Annotated in this window: 13 protein-coding genes and 2 pseudogenes; 7 read left to right on the top strand and 8 right to left on the bottom strand. The window is 53.0% G+C overall.

Going from position 1 to position 16,675, the window contains the following annotated elements:
* Positions 1–5: 5 nt before the first annotated feature.
* Complete coding sequence (locus I6J72_RS02065; RefSeq protein WP_204099738.1) at positions 6–449, bottom strand: helix-turn-helix domain-containing protein; 444 nt, start codon at positions 447–449, stop codon at positions 6–8.
* Between the two features lie 225 nt (positions 450–674).
* Here I6J72_RS02065 and I6J72_RS13095 point away from each other — a divergent pair.
* A pseudogene (locus I6J72_RS13095) lies at positions 675–2,032 on the top strand (DUF3375 family protein).
* Positions 2,033–2,208: 176 nt separating this feature from the next.
* Here the strand turns inward: I6J72_RS13095 and I6J72_RS02050 are convergent.
* Both I6J72_RS02050 and I6J72_RS02045 read right to left on the bottom strand, forming a co-directional pair.
* Positions 2,209–3,321, bottom strand: a complete 1,113-nt coding sequence (locus tag I6J72_RS02050; protein WP_204099737.1) for a hypothetical protein — start codon at positions 3,319–3,321, stop codon at positions 2,209–2,211.
* A 1-nt stretch (position 3,322) separates the two neighbouring features.
* A complete protein-coding gene (locus I6J72_RS02045; protein WP_204099736.1) occupies positions 3,323–4,405 on the bottom strand; it encodes a DUF262 domain-containing protein in 1,083 nt (360 codons plus the stop codon).
* 427 nt (positions 4,406–4,832) lie between these two features.
* Between I6J72_RS02045 and I6J72_RS02040 the strand changes: the two genes are divergently transcribed.
* From I6J72_RS02040 to I6J72_RS02030, 3 genes are read left to right on the top strand one after another with little or no spacing between them, the layout of a single operon-like run.
* Complete coding sequence (locus I6J72_RS02040; RefSeq protein WP_204099735.1) at positions 4,833–5,165, top strand: helix-turn-helix domain-containing protein; 333 nt, start codon at positions 4,833–4,835, stop codon at positions 5,163–5,165.
* Positions 5,158–5,970, top strand: coding sequence for an ImmA/IrrE family metallo-endopeptidase (locus tag I6J72_RS02035; protein WP_204099734.1), 813 nt, complete (start codon positions 5,158–5,160; stop codon positions 5,968–5,970). Before I6J72_RS02040 ends, I6J72_RS02035 begins: the two co-directional genes overlap by 8 nt.
* A 7-nt stretch (positions 5,971–5,977) precedes the next feature.
* Complete coding sequence (locus I6J72_RS02030) at positions 5,978–6,577, top strand: hypothetical protein (protein ID WP_204099733.1); 600 nt, start codon at positions 5,978–5,980, stop codon at positions 6,575–6,577.
* Between the two features lie 113 nt (positions 6,578–6,690).
* On the opposite strand, the gene I6J72_RS02025 is transcribed toward I6J72_RS02030, so the two are convergent.
* The gene (locus I6J72_RS02025) at positions 6,691–7,572 is read right to left on the bottom strand and encodes a hypothetical protein (RefSeq protein ID WP_204099732.1); all 882 of its coding nucleotides are present in this window, start codon (positions 7,570–7,572) and stop codon (positions 6,691–6,693) included.
* A 157-nt stretch (positions 7,573–7,729) separates the two neighbouring features.
* Here I6J72_RS02025 and I6J72_RS02020 point away from each other — a divergent pair, with 157 nt between their 5' ends.
* Positions 7,730–8,308 carry a hypothetical protein gene (locus I6J72_RS02020; protein ID WP_204099731.1) on the top strand — a complete coding sequence of 193 codons (579 nt, stop codon included), beginning with the start codon at positions 7,730–7,732 and terminating at the stop codon, positions 8,306–8,308.
* A gap of 8 nt (positions 8,309–8,316) precedes the next feature.
* Here I6J72_RS02020 and I6J72_RS02015 read toward each other — a convergent pair whose 3' ends face one another.
* The 3 genes from I6J72_RS02015 to I6J72_RS02005 all read right to left on the bottom strand — a co-directional run bounded on the left by I6J72_RS02015 (position 8,317) and on the right by I6J72_RS02005 (position 11,583).
* Positions 8,317–9,714 carry an APC family permease gene (locus I6J72_RS02015; protein WP_239107450.1) on the bottom strand — a complete coding sequence of 466 codons (1,398 nt, stop codon included), beginning with the start codon at positions 9,712–9,714 and terminating at the stop codon, positions 8,317–8,319.
* 659 nt (positions 9,715–10,373) lie between these two features.
* On the bottom strand, positions 10,374–10,562 hold the full coding sequence (locus I6J72_RS02010) for a transposase (RefSeq protein ID WP_204099729.1): 189 nt from the start codon (positions 10,560–10,562) through the stop codon (positions 10,374–10,376).
* A 148-nt stretch (positions 10,563–10,710) separates the two neighbouring features.
* Entirely contained in the window at positions 10,711–11,583 is an 873-nt protein-coding gene (locus tag I6J72_RS02005; protein WP_204099728.1) for an ATP-grasp fold amidoligase family protein, read from the bottom strand.
* Positions 11,584–11,973: 390 nt separating this feature from the next.
* On the opposite strand from I6J72_RS02005, the pseudogene I6J72_RS02000 reads away from it, so the two are divergent.
* A pseudogene (locus I6J72_RS02000) lies at positions 11,974–12,679 on the top strand (transposase); the annotation flags it as partial.
* Between the two features lie 531 nt (positions 12,680–13,210).
* Positions 13,211–14,431: an IS30 family transposase gene (locus I6J72_RS01995; protein ID WP_231913912.1), complete on the top strand. Its 1,221-nt coding sequence runs from the start codon at positions 13,211–13,213 to the stop codon at positions 14,429–14,431.
* Between the two features lie 1,263 nt (positions 14,432–15,694).
* Here the strand turns inward: I6J72_RS01995 and I6J72_RS01990 are convergent.
* The gene (locus tag I6J72_RS01990) at positions 15,695–16,660 is read right to left on the bottom strand and encodes a glycosyltransferase family 4 protein (protein WP_204099727.1); all 966 of its coding nucleotides are present in this window, start codon (positions 16,658–16,660) and stop codon (positions 15,695–15,697) included.
* Between the last annotated feature and the right edge of the window lie 15 nt (positions 16,661–16,675).

Raw genomic sequence — 16,675 nt, 5'->3', positions numbered from 1 at the left:
GCCAGTTAGGAATCGACAGAAGAGGGTTCGCTCTCTTCTTCGAATGCCCGCCACTCACGGAATGCCTGCATCCGTTCCTCGGTGCGCTGCTGTTTCAATTTCAGAACATCATCACGCTTAAACCGAGTGTGCGTTCCGCGCTTGTGGGTCGCTATCGCTCCTTCTTTTGCCCATTTCATGAGGGTTGGACGAGAGACACCCAAAATCTCTGCAGCGACCGTACTGGTAAGTTCCGCGGGTACGCGCGAAATGGTAACTTCACCGCGCTGCGCAACAGAAGTCAACACTTGAGAAATCAGTCGCTGCACACCAAGGGGCAGCGAAACAACACGGCCTTCTGCGTCTGTCACTCGAAAAGTCGCGGCACCGAGAGAAGGTAGCGACTTGAGATCTTCAACCATCGCATCGTCGATCATCACTCGATCATTAATCACCGTCGCGGAGTTCATTGACGCTCCTTTCTCTATTTGCAACCAATAAGACCCTTTCACTTACAAGTGAAACCTCCTCCAATCGTAGCCATACTGCACGTTCGTGACCACAAAGCACCCCAATTCGCCACCCCACCCCTTTACCTGGATTGTCACGGTTTTACCCACGCATAAACCTCCGATCTTCGAAAATCTGAGCCCCACTCCACTGCATATGTCCGTTCCGCCTGCCAGAATCGAATCATGTCTGTTGAAGCACGCGCCCTATCGCTGCGGCGTTTGATGTGCGATTCCGCCGCGATCCGGCTACTGGCCGCGGATAACGCGCCCGTGATTTTGGCGTTGATCGCGGAGTACTTCCCGCGCGGCACCCGGGCGCGTCCAGCGGCAGAGGTCTATGAGCTCATGGTCACCGATTTCGAGGTGCTCGCCAGTGAATTTTCCATGCCCCGCACACCGCAGAATTACTGCAATGATTGGGTCAAGGCCGGGTGGCTCATCAGAAAGTCCGGAAAGAGCTCTCATGGAGAAACGCTCGAACCCAGCGAGGAAGCCCTGTCCGCCCTCGAAGCCATTGAGCACTGGGAAGCGCCGGTGACCGCGGTGACGGCGTCACGCGTGGAATCGATCAGCTCTGCGCTACAAAGGTTGGCGCGTGATACCAACGAAGATATCGCCAGCCGCGTTGCCAGTCTAGAGGAAGAGCGAGACCGCATCGACCGTGAGATTGAGAAGGCCCGCCGCGGGCAGTTCGAAAGGCTCACCACAGCGGAGGCAGAAGAACGCGCCCAAGACGTGCTGAACATGGCCATGGCCGTGCCGAGCGATTTCGCTCATACCGTCCGCCACAGCTATATCCAACGGAAAGACCAAATTGCCTATGACCTGCGCTGCTTGGGCCGTGCCTGCGCTGGCTGCGCGCCAACCCCAATTCCGGCGAGTGGGAGCGCGCCGTGCCGGTCGAAGGTGTCGACGGCAAGTGGATTGGCAACCACCGCCGCCTGCTGCTGACACTCCTCGCGCCCTTTAATATCACGGACTTGGGTCTGCGCCGCAGCGACACCCGCCTGCGCCTGCGCTACCTCAACCACGCACCAGCGCTCTCCGATATCGAAATCCCCCTCGCCGACGCCACCGAGCTCTTCCCCGACACCCCACCCCGGGTGCTCATCGTGGAAAACAAGCAAATCTTCCTGGCCCTGCCGGCGCTTGCCGACGCCTCCACTCCAACCATCGCCCTCCTCGGCTCCGGCACCGCCGCCCATCAGCTCCACGCACTGCGCTGGCTCAACCACGCCGACATCACCTACTGGGGCGACCTCGATGCCGCCGGCTTTGCCATCCTCAACGCCGTGCGCGCCCACTTCCCCCACACGAAGTCACTACTCATGGACACCGCCACCGTCACCGAATTCCAGCACCTAGCCGTCCCCGACCCCGGAGACGGCTCTGCCACCCTCACCCACCTCACCACCGACGAACAGCGCGCCTACCGCTTGCTCTTCACCAAAGGAAGGCTGCGCATTGAGCAGGAGCGGATTCCGTTTGCACATGTGAGTCCGCCGATTAGGGAGATTTTCGGACTAACTCAGCAACCTTAAAGTTCAGGCAGTAGCACAAAAGAGAGGAGCTCCTAAGCCGCTAGGAGCCCTGGAAGGGCCGGATTGAGACATCCCAGCCACGATATTAAACTAATAACTTGGAGTTTTTCCATTATCAGAGTCTTCGAGCTGCAGCTGCTAAAAGTTAAAGTCTGCCAAAACCGCAAACAGTACAATTAATTCAAAAAGTCGAACGTCTTCCACTTAGAATTTAACGCAAACGAACTAGGCACAATTGGATAATCAAGCTGTTTCAAAATGTCTGATTTCCAGTTCAATTCCCCTCGATCTTCAGATAGGAAATTAACGAAAACAGAAAACGGGGACAATGACACACTTGAATTTAGGTCATATACCCCATCATACACCGACTTGACGAATCCACCGTATAACTTTTCAACCCGCCCCTTAACCCTATCAACCGCAGGTCGCCCATAGCTCTTCTCTATCACTTTCCGAAGCTGTATCTTGTCAACATTTGAATTCACAAACCCTCCCCGAACCAGTTTCACAAAGAGACGTTCAAACTCCTCATATTGGGTAATGCTTTCAACAAGAGCATAGATATTATCCGCGAAACGATTCATCGACAACGGCCGTTGAACGTCTTTTAATAGTCCATCAGAAAATAGCCTTTCAGTCTGCTCTACAACATACTCTTTGGCTAACTCCCGCTTGCTCCTCTTGTAACCTAGCTCACTAGAAGAATCCTTCTGAAGCGATAACAACCATTCAACCTGCTCGAAATTCGCCTTGATCATGGAAGCTGTCCTGAAAGCGGAAGAATCAAATTCAGCCCCCTTGTAAGCAAAATCGTGCGTTAATTTCAGCCAAGCCCACTCGAGAATGGTCGGTATTTGCACTTCAAAATTGAGATTTTTTTTGGAATCAGCCAGCTTTGACCGCCATTCCTCAGGGGCGGAAAATATATAACGAGGAGAACTAAAGCCAAAACTTGATGATCCACCAAACCCTGTGGTTTCGCGCTTCCTTTCTTCGATAGGCTTCCCCAAGAGGCCTTTCAGCACCACAAGAGCCCGCTCTTCCTCCCCCGGATCAGGAACAACGACAGTCGCCGCAAAGATATCATCTATTCGACTCCACTTGTCGAACCGGCCCGTTTCAATCTTCTCTGCCACAGACTCGACGGTCTTTAATCGATGCTCAACCACCCACCCCTGCTCACGCAGTTTAGGGACAACCAAATTGGAAAAGAAATTCTGTATTTGTTTATACTCAGCGAAATCGTCGTTAAAACGCTCACGAACCCCTGCATCAACCTGCGGCACGCTACTCCCCTTTATCTGCAATGAAGTCTGACAGCAAATCCAAGAGTGTTGCCGAGCGCGCACTTCTAGGACCACTATCGGAGGAGGAAGCACGCGTATGGGCTCTAAAAGCAGCAGCTTGGGTTCCCTTCTTTGCGGTTCCCGAATACACTTTTTTAAAAAACTGGTCTAGCTTCTTCCGAACCTTTTCAGCTTGGATATCCGACAACTCCCTCATACGAGAAAATACATCGAATAGGGAGTAAAAATTCGCCTGGTTTTTCGATTTTTCAAGGAATTCTGTTCTGACATCACTAGCCTCTAGCACTTTCTTAAAGTTTGAAACCGCTAAAAATGCGCGATCCTGAATATATTTCTTTTTTTCCCAAGTTTTCTGTCGAGATGCGTAAACTTCATCCATCTGCTCCTGGGTTACACCACTGGGACCATTTTCAACTAGCAACAACAAATGACTAGCAAATTCGACATCCTTCATCTGCCGGCGTGCCTGTGCCGCATATCGCGGCCATAACTTCAGTTCACTCTCAATCTTATCTGCAAGCTCTTCAGATGCTTCCGAAAAACATCCTGAGTATCGAGCGTTCCTCAGCTCCTGCGGCGTAAGCTTGTTTACGTTCCGGTTGATGCGGTCGAAAATTTCCTTCAAAAGGTTTTCGGATTTACTAGGAAGAAACTCGATCGAAAACTTGTAAGTCCAAATGCTAACTTTTAGCGCTTCCGACAGTTGATCAAATGTTTTTCCAGCGTTTTCCGCATGTCGAGATTCATCGTCTGCCAACGTAACTTCCGAGTTCGGCTTGACAAATTCCAATATAGTGCTTAGGCGTTGCTTCCCATCAACTACAGAATATCGGATTTCCCCTTCTGGAGAAATTTCTTCGTACAAAAAAATCGCAGGAGCAGGAAATCCAGACAAGATCGTGTCTAAAAAATAGTCCTTATAGTCCTCATTCCATACAGATCTACGCTGATACTCCGGAGAGAGGTCCAAAAGGCCACGCTTATAGAGATCATTGAACCAAGCGACCGTTTGAACTGACTGGCGCCGATTCTTCATCACATTTTCAATTTCTTTTCTGCTCATGAGAAAAGTCTACATCGAGATTAATGTTTTTCTCTCTACGATGCTGCTGCTTCGACCGTTGCCTAGACAGTCAATTCGGACTATCAAGCAATCTTCTGCAAGACTGTCAGAGTACTTGAAGCAGTTGTGCTCTGGATGATTTGCACATATGCCGGCTTAAAGGAGTGGTGAATTCGACGATACATCCTGGCTAGCCACGGAGAGGCAGAAGAAGAAGTAATACTATGTCGGTCCGCACCTCGTGAGTCCCTACAGGCCTCTCAAAGCTACTCTCAGTCATAAAACTGCTTACCTTCGATTTTCAAAGCCTCACCTAGCCACGCAGAATTGCAAAGTTGACGCCCGCTATACAATCCAAAATCCCGTTGAATCATATTGACTCCAATCTGATTCACGTGTTTAATCGAAGTCAACAAGGAGCACCACCATGAACATCCCCACTGACTTCGGCGAGCGCGTCCGCACGCAGCGTCAGCTGCGCGGGCTCAGCCAGAGAGAGCTTGCCGCTATGACTGAAGGCATCCTGTCCCAGCCCACCCTGGCCCGCCTAGAGAAAGGCACGGCCACGCCTACTCTCCACCACATCATGGCCCTCGCGTGGGCACTAGGCATCGATGCCGCTGAGCTTGTGGACGCCACCCCACTCTCTAAGCGCGTGCGCGTTGCGGCCCGTGGTCACCAGACCCAAGTTGAAGGCACAACACAAACCCTTCTTCCGTATCTCCAGCTCCGTGTGAACCTGGATAACGCACATGCCTAATTCACCAAGCCCTTCGAAACAAGGTGTTGAACTCGCTGCTCGTTTTCGCGCGAAGCACAAGCTAGGTGTGGGACCAGTCGATGACATCAACGATCTCATGAAGCTCGTTGATGCTGACTTCATTGTCCTCGATTTAGCGGAAGACCTCGATGCGCTGACGCTACGCGATCCTGGTTCGGGCGCTTTAACCGTGGGAATTGGCACTAGTAACAATCCTTTCCGCCAGCGTTTAACCATCGCGCACGAAATCGGGCACATCGTGGCCGGGGATATCACGGAGGACGGGGCTTCCCTACAATGCGATAAGACCCTTCCCAACCTTCCCAACGAGACTCGCGCGAACACCTTCGCGCGCTGCGTCCTCTGCCCCGAGGAAGGGTTGCGTGAGCTTCCACAGTACGAAGATCCAGAAGAGCTTTTGTCTGCAGTTGTCCAACGCTTCCAGGTCTCTCCTTACGTAGCAGCCATCCAGCTTCATCAGGCGGGCCTCATTTCGAAAGACGCTAAAGAGGAGCTAAAGAGTCACACCGCCAAGAAACTCGCCTCCCGCTTCGGATGGAAAGCCACTTATGACCACGCCTGCCAAATTGCGCAGCTGCCACGAGCTTCCGAGAGGCTCGTCGCCGATGCCTACAAGGCATACGCTCAGGGACTCATCGCACTGCCAACAGTAGCGTTCGCTGAGCAAGTAACCCCCGAGGAAGTAGCGGACTCAATGTACGCCGCCCCGGGTTCTGTCGGTAAAAACCTATCAGGTCAGCGCGATATTGAGGCCGACCTGGAAGACTTCTTCGCAAACGAGTAGGTTCGCCATGACTAGAAGGTTCATCTTTGCGGACACCAGCGTTTTGCTGAACTTCATCTGTGCCGGTGAGCAGCACCTTCTTCTCAAACTCGTGGGCAATGACAAACTCCACGTGCCTGCTGCGGTCAACAACGAGATGCACAGAAAGCTGAAGGACACCAGGTTTCAGTGTGGCTCCCGAACCTGGTCATCACTCATTGCGCATGGCCACGTGCACGTGCTTGACGACGACATGGATCGCCTCTTCAAACACATCCGCCTATTCGCGGGTCCCCGATTCTCAATCCAAGGCGGAATGGCGAAGAACCTGGGAGAATACACCGCAATCGCGCATTGCCTTGCCCTCCTTGAGGAGGATCCTTCGGTGCGTACCGCCATCATCATCGATGATGAAGAGGCCCAGGAGCTCGTACACAAGCGACAGGCAGCAACGGTCTTCACCACTGAAGCCGTGCTTCTCCGCTGCGTGCATCTAGGCGTCCTTACCGACCGCGGCCAGTCCCGCAAGGTGTGGGACAAGCTCTCAAAGTTCGATGTTCTCGCTCCTTTTGAAACGACTCGATTGAACGACCGCACCGTCTACCGGGCGCGAAAGAAAATTAAATGACCCTCACCTGCCAGTAGCCTCCGGTGAGGGTCAAGCAGCTGTACGTAATGTAGGGCTGCTTCTGCCCCTAATCATGCCTCATTTTGCCCTTTCAATCGAGAGACGCACTGCTATCACCCCCAACGCCGCCTGCGATACTCAACCCGAACTGGAATCTCGTCAGGCTCTAATGGTCTGTCAGGGGTCTCGCGGATGGTATACGGCGTTATCTGCTCCGCAAGTAGTTCCTGCCGGTACATTTTGGCAATCTCTGGTTGTTTCTCTTCAATAATCTCGATTAGCCGCTTAGCCAAGTCAAAAAGCCTTTCTCCCTCTGCTTCAGCCGCTATTTCTCGTTCGTACTTCCGTACCGCAGCAAAACCGCACCATTCACGCCAGAGTTCAAACATCGGCCGGTAGTGCTCACAATAGAATTCCCATTCCCATCGCGCAGAAATAATTCCGTGATGCTCTCGGAGCTTAAGTTTCCACTCCTTCTCTTCTTTTGCCACGACCTCAAGCACTTCATCAGGCGAGACTTCCGCGAATCTTTGCACAATGCGAACGCCGCCAAGGGGAGATATTTGCAGCCCTTCCTCGCAGGGGGCGGTGAGCACTCCCTCCAAAAGCACGTCCAAAGGGGAATCCACTAGTTCTTCAAGAGTTTTCGGATCGGTGATTATGAAATCATCGCCGCTTCCCAGCTCCATAGCTTCTCCTAGGCGGCAACTCTCAACCATGAAGCTTGCGGCACTGTCTTCCTCTTCCCCACTTCGTTGCGCGTGAAGCCTCACCTGATGATTCACTTGTTCATCAATCTCAGCGGCCTTAGCCCACGGTCCCTTAATTCGCGGCCGTGGGACCTTACGTATGGATCCGTCCTCAAGCTCTAGGGAGTACCGAAACGAGGCCTTCCCCGAAGGCTGAATGTCCACAACCCGAGCCTTTAAAGATTGTCCGATGATGGAATCGCTTTCTCTAAACGCAACTACGTCTCCAACCTCGACCTTGTCCATTTGCCATTCCTCGCTTCTCGACGCCAACTGAACACTGCCCTCTCAAAGTCTAGTGCTAAAGCGTGCGGTCAGCGCCGTGCTTGCCGACGCTTCTTCCCACCAATCTGACCACATCAAACCCAGGACACAGCGCTTTTCTAGGACTACAGTTTCCGCTATGCACAGACTCTCTACTCTCACCCTCGCCGTCGCAACGGCATTCGCTCTCTCCGCATGCAGCGACAATGACCCGATGACGTCCGAGGCCCCAGACACCACCACCGAAGAAGCAACAACGGCTGAAGAATCCACGACGCCAGAAAGCCCAGACAGCTCTTCAAGCACCAGCGAGGAAGACGAAGACCCCTCCCCAACCCGCGCTGACGAGCAGCAGGAAGAAGAATCCAGCAAGCAGACCATCAACGCCAGCCAGGTCGGCGGCGACTGCGGCGTGACATCGGAGGGCGACACAATCTTCGCCGGCAGCGCTACCTCTTGTGAGTTTGCCGCAGCCATGTTTGGACCTGCCAAGAAGGCCAGCTACGCCCTCTACCAAGCAGACCCCACGGTCAATCCCCTCTACACCGCAAACATCACGGCAAAGAGCCCCGTTACCGGCGAAAGCTACCAGCTCACCTGTCAGATCGGCAGCGATCTAGCCGGCCTGAGTTGCCGTAAGCCCGACGACAACAATGTATTCGCCATCTTCACCTCAGCCGCCCACGACTGGCCGCAGCGCCTAAAGACTGCCGACTAGCTACCAAGCTATTCCAGAATCAACGATGCCGTCTCCTCCGGCGGCACATCCTTCAGCTGCCGGCTCTTGATGGTCCACGATGCCAGCCCCAGCACAATCCAGACCACCAGCGCGATGAGCGGAGCCGTTCCCAGCATGCCAGGCGAGCCCGGTACGAAGAGTAGCGCCAAGAACCCGATGGAGAGGATGCAACCGGCCAGCGCGAAGTACTCGTAGAACTTGTTCGGCGCAATCGGTTTGGACATTCCGGAAACCTGCCCGGTACGCGCAATCTTCCAGGCGCAGAAGCAGGTATAGAAATACGCCACCGTGATGCCGGCACTGGACATGTCGACGACCCACGTCAACGCCGCGCGCCCGAACCATGGGGTCACCAGGCACACCGCACAGACCAAGAGAATCGCATTGCGCGGTGCGCGCTCCTTGCCCTTCAGCTCACCCAAACGGCGCGGGACCAGGTTCGCCCGCCCCAAGGTAAACAGCACGCGGCTTGCCGCAGTGTAGAAACCATTAAGGCCTGTCAACACACCCGCGCTCACCGCAACGACCATGAGCACCAAACCAGCTGGTCCCATTACCTCGCTGATGGCGGCTGCCGGCGGCCATGCCTCTCCTTCGAAAGCTTCGTGACGGGTTCCCACAGCGATGGAGGTTGCAAGCATCATCGCCATATAGATAACCGTCGCGACGGTAATCCCCCATAGCAGAAGCCCCAGCGCCTTCCGCGGAGAGAAATTGAACTCGCCCGCCAGCTGCGGAATGGAATCAAAGCCCACATAAGCCCACGGGGCAAAAGCGATGATGGTCGCCACCGCCGCAGCCGGCGGCACATCTACAGGAAAGGCGGGAGCAAGCTCCGGGCGCTCGACGACGTAATAGATCACCATCGACGCCACAATAACCACCACCGCGAAGATCATGAGCACAACAGCAAAGAACTGGAACCGGCCCGAGAGCGCAGCACCCTTGGAGTTCAACCACGCGAACCCAATGATGAACAGTGAGCAGATGGCTACTTCGGGGAGATAGATGGTCCACCCGGCGACGTCGTAAAGCGCGCCCCGCATGACCAATTCAGGGAACGTGACACGGAAGACGAGCGTGACCGCCGACGCATTCAACGCGACAACACACGAGTACCCCAGCGTCAGCGCCCAGCCTGCGATAAACGCATGAGTCCGGCCGAGTGCGGCCATGGCAAACGCCACGCCACCACCGGTCAGCGGCAGTGCGCGAATGGTAAAGCCGTAGCTCAAACCAATAATGGCAATCATCAGGCCACCAATGACAAAGCCGATGAGTGTTCCACCAAGCCCCGCCTTCTGCATCCAGTCGAAGGGCAAGATATAGGCGCCCCAGCCAATCGCCGCGCCCAACGCCATGGCAAAGACCCACGAGGGCTTCATCGTTTTCCGCAGTGTCGCATTCTCCGACATGTAGTTTCACTCCAGACAATTCGCCTTAAGCGCGAGGACCTTGCGGACGATCCCAGCGTGCGTTTCTGGTAAGTCTATAGATTCTTAATTAAGTGTGTTGCAAATATAATCAACACGACGCAGTTTTCCACCACACATACGAATGATACGAAGCTAAAGCCAAGCTGGGACGGAGTCCTCCTGTCAATCGCTCAAATGTTCTTTGCGCGCCCAGAGATCTGAACCAGGAAAATTCTGCTTCTCGCTTCCATACAGGGGCGCTTGACGACGTCCCTCTCACCTTTGCTTAAAGTTCCACTCCCTACGGGCAGCTGAAGCGACTATCCGACGAAGATGATCGTACAACATTTTTCGATGACGTTGATCGTAAAATGCTGCACAATCATCTCTACCGGAAAGCCGCTTGTTCTGCGTATGAACCCATTTGTGGTATCCAGACCGAGATACCTTCAACAAGCGCGCCATCCGTTTGATACTGAAATTCGCCTTCTCCTGCCGCATTAGTTCGAACTTTTCTGCTCGCGTTGCCTCAAAGCGAAGAAGGCTGTCGCTTTTGACAAAAACTCGTAATCCATCTTGGCTTCCGCCAGCTCACGACACAGACCAGCATTTTCAGCACGAAGACCCTCCTAGCTTAGCCCATCTGAGGGTCCTCGGCGTTGGCGCTCATTTTTTACCCACCGTCTTAAAAGGCCTGGTGCGACGCCAATCTCCTTTGCCACATGAGCGATTGGACGCTGCGACTCGATCACCAGGTTCGCGGCTTCACGCCAATACTCAGGCGTGTACTTCTTGCGCTGTTGATTCTCAATGAACATTCTCTCCTACGGACACAAGATCCGCACAAACAGGGTGTCCACTAAACGAGTGGTAACCTCAGATAGGTTCAGATCTGGGATAAGGTACCCGAAGAAACTCTTCAGAGCGTCGTGACTTGGCCCGTATCCACCTAGTGCCGTGGGCGAGTTACTGCTTAGAGTCTGCTGCAATCCGTTTGAGTGCATCTTCCCATTCTCCGCCGAGTTTTACATCGTACTCTTCGGTGAATTTGTAGAGCTTCCCGTGGTACGGCCCACCGGGGGCGGGGGTCAGTTCCCCGACCAGGGCGCCGCGGGTTGAGTTGTAAAGATCGACCCTCATAAACGGAGTATTAACGAGCTTCGTTACCTGTGAAGCGAGGGAAAGCATTGATTGAGCGGTCCCGGGTGGGATTGGCTCTATGGGCTGGTAGTGCTTCCATTCGCTTTCGATCTTTCCAGCAAGATTAAGCGGCTGGAACTCCCCGTCGAAGAAGGCTGTTCCTGTGGGATTAACGTTTCGATCTATCTGCTGCACGAGGATGGGCTTGTCGTAGAAGCAGTACACCTTATAATCGGTGGGAATCGATTGCGGATTCCTCGCATCGACTACGATCTCCTCTGCAAATACCCTGAATGACTTTTTGTAAGTGGCCTTATCGAGACACCGGTTCTGTTCTGCGAAGATCTCGTTCATCGTCACAGTCTTCTTGCGTAAAGATTCGTAGTAAGTACCTTCTTCCTGCCTAGATAGAACCATAACACCTGATGAGGACGACATGATGTTGGGTTTCAGGACAAACCGTTCAGGCAATCCAGTGAAGTCAATCTCGCTTGGATCCGTCCACACCTTGAATACTGTCGGGGATGGGAGATCGTTGTCGGCGCAAAAACGTCCCAGCGTCACTTTGTTGTTTACCCACCAAGGAGTGTTCTTTTCAACATGAGTTATGCGGTCACGTACGAATTCCGTCCAAGACTTAGTCATGCCGAGGAACCCTTTCTTATATAGAAGGACACAAGCAGTTTGTGACTTGCTCATTAGTAATATTTTAGAGGCTACCGACCAAAGACGTTGGCTGGCTCCTTGCCAAATCGGATCGATTTCTGTCCTGATCTCCGCTGAGGGTGGGGCCTGACCCCGGAAGGTAGACACATTGGGGGTTAGCTAGGCTGCTTGGAACAGTGTAGCCGATGTGAGTTCTTCGAAGTTTTCGGGGGCTAGAAGTGTTGCGACCGGCTATTTGGTAGCAGCGTCGTGACTTTCCGGTAGCGCGTCAGTGAGTATCCGGTAGCAGCTCACGAGAGTGTCTGATGAGGCCGCGTGTCCTTTTGCCACGCGGTCAGATGAATCTTCTCCCAAAGCGTTACTCGATACTCACCATCCCGTTACTGGATAGTCACCACGGTGTTACTAGATACCCCCGCGCAACAGGTGGTCAAATGCTCAGTACTGCTTGCCACCAGAGTCAACGCCGACGGGTACCGCGAAATGCTCGGCATGCACGTTGCCTCCGCGGAATCCAACGCGTCGTGGAAAGGTGTCTTCCAGGTCCTAAAAGCCTGCGAACTTACCGGCGTATTCCTTATCACCAGTGACGTCCTATGAAGGTATCCAGCACGCCATTTCCGACGTGCTGCCCGATGCGTCGTGCCAGCGGTGCCGCACCCATTTCGCAAAGAACCTCTACGAAAAGGTCCCGAAAATGCAGTGGCCTTTGGTCTCCGTGATGTTCCAGACGATCTTTCAGCATCCTGACGCCACATCCACGTGGGCTCAAGCCCGCGAGGTTGTCGACCTGTTGGAACCGAAGTTCGCTCACGTTGCGGCGTATTTGGAGGAATCACTCGATGAGGTACTGGCATTTACCGCAGCGCCGAAACCAGTCTGGACGAAGGTGTGGTCGAACAACCCCACAGAACGGTTACATCGGGAGATCCGTCGACGTACCGACGTCGAGGGCATCTTCCCAAACCGCGAATCCATAACCCGGCTTGTCGGTGCGGTCCTAGCCGAGCAACACGACGATTGGAGCCAACAAAAACGCTACATGTCACTGACCGCATTCGAACACACCAAACACCTCATGCACCACCCAGGAAATCATCGTGGCGACCACCACCAGCTAACCGCCTAACCAAACCCCGAACTTCATACCAAGCCGAAAGCAAAACGGCTACACCACTACACAGGACTTGGCCTCCAAGTAGATGTTGACGCAACACCAGCGGATTGTGGTGTCGCCAACCCGGATTCTAAGGATCGTGGAAACACCTGACCTTGATTGGTGGTGTTTGTGGTGTCGAGTCGTTGGGAGCCTTCGCCGGATGTGGTGGAGCAGCTGTGTTGCTTGGTTTCAGGCGGTCGTAGTGTTCGTAGTGCGGCGTTGGAACTGGGGCTTAGCTTGAGTGTTGCGTATCGGCTGGCTCGTGAGTATCAACTTCCTGTGCGCGTTCAGAAGTCGACTTCTGCTTCGGTTACAGAAAGCATTGAAGCGCTATGGAAGCAGGGTGTGAAGCCGTCAGATATTTCAATGCGGCTTAATGTAGGAACCAGTGTTGTGTACCGCATTGGTATTGAGCTTGGCTTGTGGCAGCGCAATCCGCATGGCCGTCGGGCTAGTGCCACGTCGCGTCGGTGCGAGTATTTGATGCTGCGTTCTGGTGCGATGAGCCGAAAAGACGCAGCAAAAGCCGTCGGTATTAATCCGCGCGAGGCTTTAGACATCGATAAAGGAGTAACCAAGCTCAATGGTGTCGGGCGTGTGCCGTTTGTTCCCGATGGGCCAGACACTGAGCTTTATAAAAGACTTATGCAGGTTTTGCCTTATGTTGACGGCCGTCAAGCAGTGCCCGTCGAAGTTATCCCACAGCACGCGATAGACAAACGTATTAGTCCTCGATATTTATCCGTCGAGGAACGTGAACTTATCGCCGACTTGTACCGTCAAGGCCTAGGCGTGCGTGCTATTGCCCGGCATTTGGGTCGCTCACCGGGAACAATAAGCAAGGAAATGACACGCAACCGTGACGAATTGGGGTTGTATCTGCCGCATGCAGCTCATCGGAAGTCCGTGCTGCGCAGATTCCGGCCTAAGCCACGCAAACTGGACACACATGCAGCATTGCGTGATGCGGTGTGGGCGATGTTGAAGAAGCGATATTCACCGGTGCAGATTTCCCGAAGGTTGCGTCTGGACTTCCCTGACGATGACACTATGAGGGTGTGTCCTGAAACTATCTATATGTCGTTGTTCTTCCAAGCTAAAGGCGAGTTGAAGAAAGAAATCGCCGCATGTCTGCGCCAAGGCCGTGCTGTGAGAAAGCCACGCAACCAGCGTATTGCCCGCCAGCGATTTAGCGACCCCATGGTGATGATTTCCGAACGACCAGCAACGGTTAACGACCGCGCTGTTCCAGGACATTGGGAAGGCGACCTCATTTTGGGCAAGGGAAACAAATCAGCTATCGGCACGCTTGTCGAACGCAGCACCAGATACGTCATGCTGCTGCATCTGCCCAACGGGCATGGTGCTGTAGAAGTGCGCAACGCGCTCGTCGAGACTATCCAACAGCTACCAGCACACCTGCGTGGTTCGCTGACGTGGGATCAAGGAAGTGAAATGGCCGGCCATAAATCATTTACCATTGCCACCGATTGTCCGGTGTACTTCTGTGATCCAGGATCACCCTGGCAGCGAGGAAGTAACGAAAACACCAACGGACTTCTGCGCCAGTATTTCCCCAAAGGCACTGACCTATCCGTCCACACCAAAGAAGACCTCGAGTTCGTTGCCATGCAACTCAACGACAGACCACGCGCAACCCTAGGCTTCGCCAAACCAGCCGAAAAAATGGCCGAACTGCTAAGCTATGCCACCGAAAACTAAAATCGTGTTTCCACGACCACTAGAATCCGCCCAACATCAACTATGAAAGAAAACCCCTTGCAGTACCGAGTACGGGGAACACCAGTACCACCTACGCAGACTCGCGGTACCAACTACCCCAAATCGACAATCTCAGGCCTAAGCTCTTGAACTATCTTGTGACGCCGCTCGACCTACTTCGCAAACGATTACTTATCCTCAGTATCCATCAAGGCTGGAAATCCCCATCGAAATAAGAAACAGTCGCGACCATTCCCGAGAGATGGTCGTCGTAGTACACCATGCCTATCTCACAAACAGGCGTTTGCACGTATATCTTTAGGAGGAATCGTCCCCTCTTGCTCTTTCAGTCGTTCATTTACGATACACGCTCCTGTGGTCGGATCTCCATCGAAAAACTTTGCGGAAACTTCGCTGGTTTTTCTAAAATCTGCTTTTCGTCACCGACTCATTAGAGACAGCTAATCTGAAGCTGTCGCCATCTAGAACTCCTAAATCGACACCTATAGAGGTCGAAGCGAAACTCGGTTTTAAAACAAACTCCTGGGACAGCTTGCCCCCAGGGAATGCCCGAAAAGGGGCTTTATAAAACACTTCCGGCTTACGTATCCCCATAAATTTCGCTATTTCCCGAGCCTTCGACTTCGCCCCTCGGAAAGAACGGAACTGATTCTTCTCCACCTTCTAGCCGGACTTTCACTCGATCTCGGTATGATAGCACCTGAGATACTTCGGACTCCCTTAACAATCAGTACGCATAATAGGATAAATATCCTTCGGTCTCGACTGCGAGCTTGTCAGCCCTCACCCTTCATACTTGTAATTTTTGCTCTAACGTCTTAGCCGCCACACCATTCTGGGATGGGGTAGATTACTTTTCTTTAAAATCAAAGCGTCTTGTTGACATGACAGTGAGAAACCTTCAGTAAAGTAGTGAAAGCCGGTGACTCGCAACCCAGTGATTTGGATGCCTTCAGTGCAAGCCAGGCCACGGATAGCGAAGCTCCTTTCACGATCTAATGCCAGTGAGACATCCTCATCGAGCTGGGGGAAGGATATCTCAAAGTCCCTGTAAAGAATCTGCCCATTCGTCACTGCATCTCAAGTGCCGGAAAGGGAAATAAATAAAGCTATTTTCCATATACCAGGCGAACATCGAATATATCTCGAACTCCTGGATCGTAACGAATTGAACAGGAAGACCTATCCGTTATCATTACGCAACAATACTTTTACTGCCGGCGAGATTTGAATGGCTGTCGATCATCGAGACAATGATTCCACCAGTGCCTTGACATCACCAATCGCAACTGAATCGAGCCGACCCCGATTATGATGTAGATCCAAGATGGGAAGCTCAAAGGAAGCACATGGAAGGCCACACGTCATCGACTCCGCAATTGCGTAACCAAACGACTCCATCAGAGAGGTCGATACATAAACGCCTCCTCGATCCCGCGCCGATCGATATAGGTTGGCCATTTCAGGCTGAGAGAGGTTCATATAGAGCTGAATTCTATCTCTGATCCCCATGGCATCGCATTCAGACAAGAAGCTCGCAGTTCGTGCTGGCTCACTCTCCAAACTTACGACGAATACACCAATGAATTCATCCGGTAGTTGGGCCAAGGCACGCACAGCGTATTGATAGCCCTTGTTCTTGTCAAAGCGCCCGACCCAAACCAGGGGACGTCGATTCCCCGTAGCGAAGTGCGGATCATTATCGAAAAAGTCCGCGGCACCGTCAGCCCTAAAAACACGTTTGTCGACCAAGTTAGGAACTACGGAGAGTCGACTGAGTATGCGGCGCGGCAGCCTCTCCCCAATCTTCATTCTCATGGCGTCTGATGGAACCACTATCTCACTCATCTTATCGATGTCAAGAATGTCAATCTCTTGCTCTACCACAGGCATGCTAGACGAGTGGAACTCGTAAATCACTACAGCGTCTGGGTTCTCTACCAAAGCATTAGCAATTTTAGGGGCGCTCAAGACATGAACCGAATCGTACTCCACACGGTTAATCAAGTACGTGAGATAAGCGTTCGCTCTATCCTCGCGAATGATCCGAACTTCGGTATTCGGTACATCAGCAAAAGTTTGCAGTCCACCTCGGTCTTTTAAGAAGACTACGTCGAAATGCGTGTCCGACTCATCCGCGGCCCTGCCGCGAATCACGGAGGAAACGCCGCCCTTTGAGCAATTTGGGTAGATAATCAACTTACGCATCAGTTTCTCCTAGAA

The organism is Corynebacterium sp. FDAARGOS 1242, from assembly GCF_016889985.1.
GTDB lineage: Bacteria > Actinomycetota > Actinomycetes > Mycobacteriales > Mycobacteriaceae > Corynebacterium > Corynebacterium minutissimum_B.
This window is presented reverse-complemented; position numbering and strand designations above follow the sequence as displayed.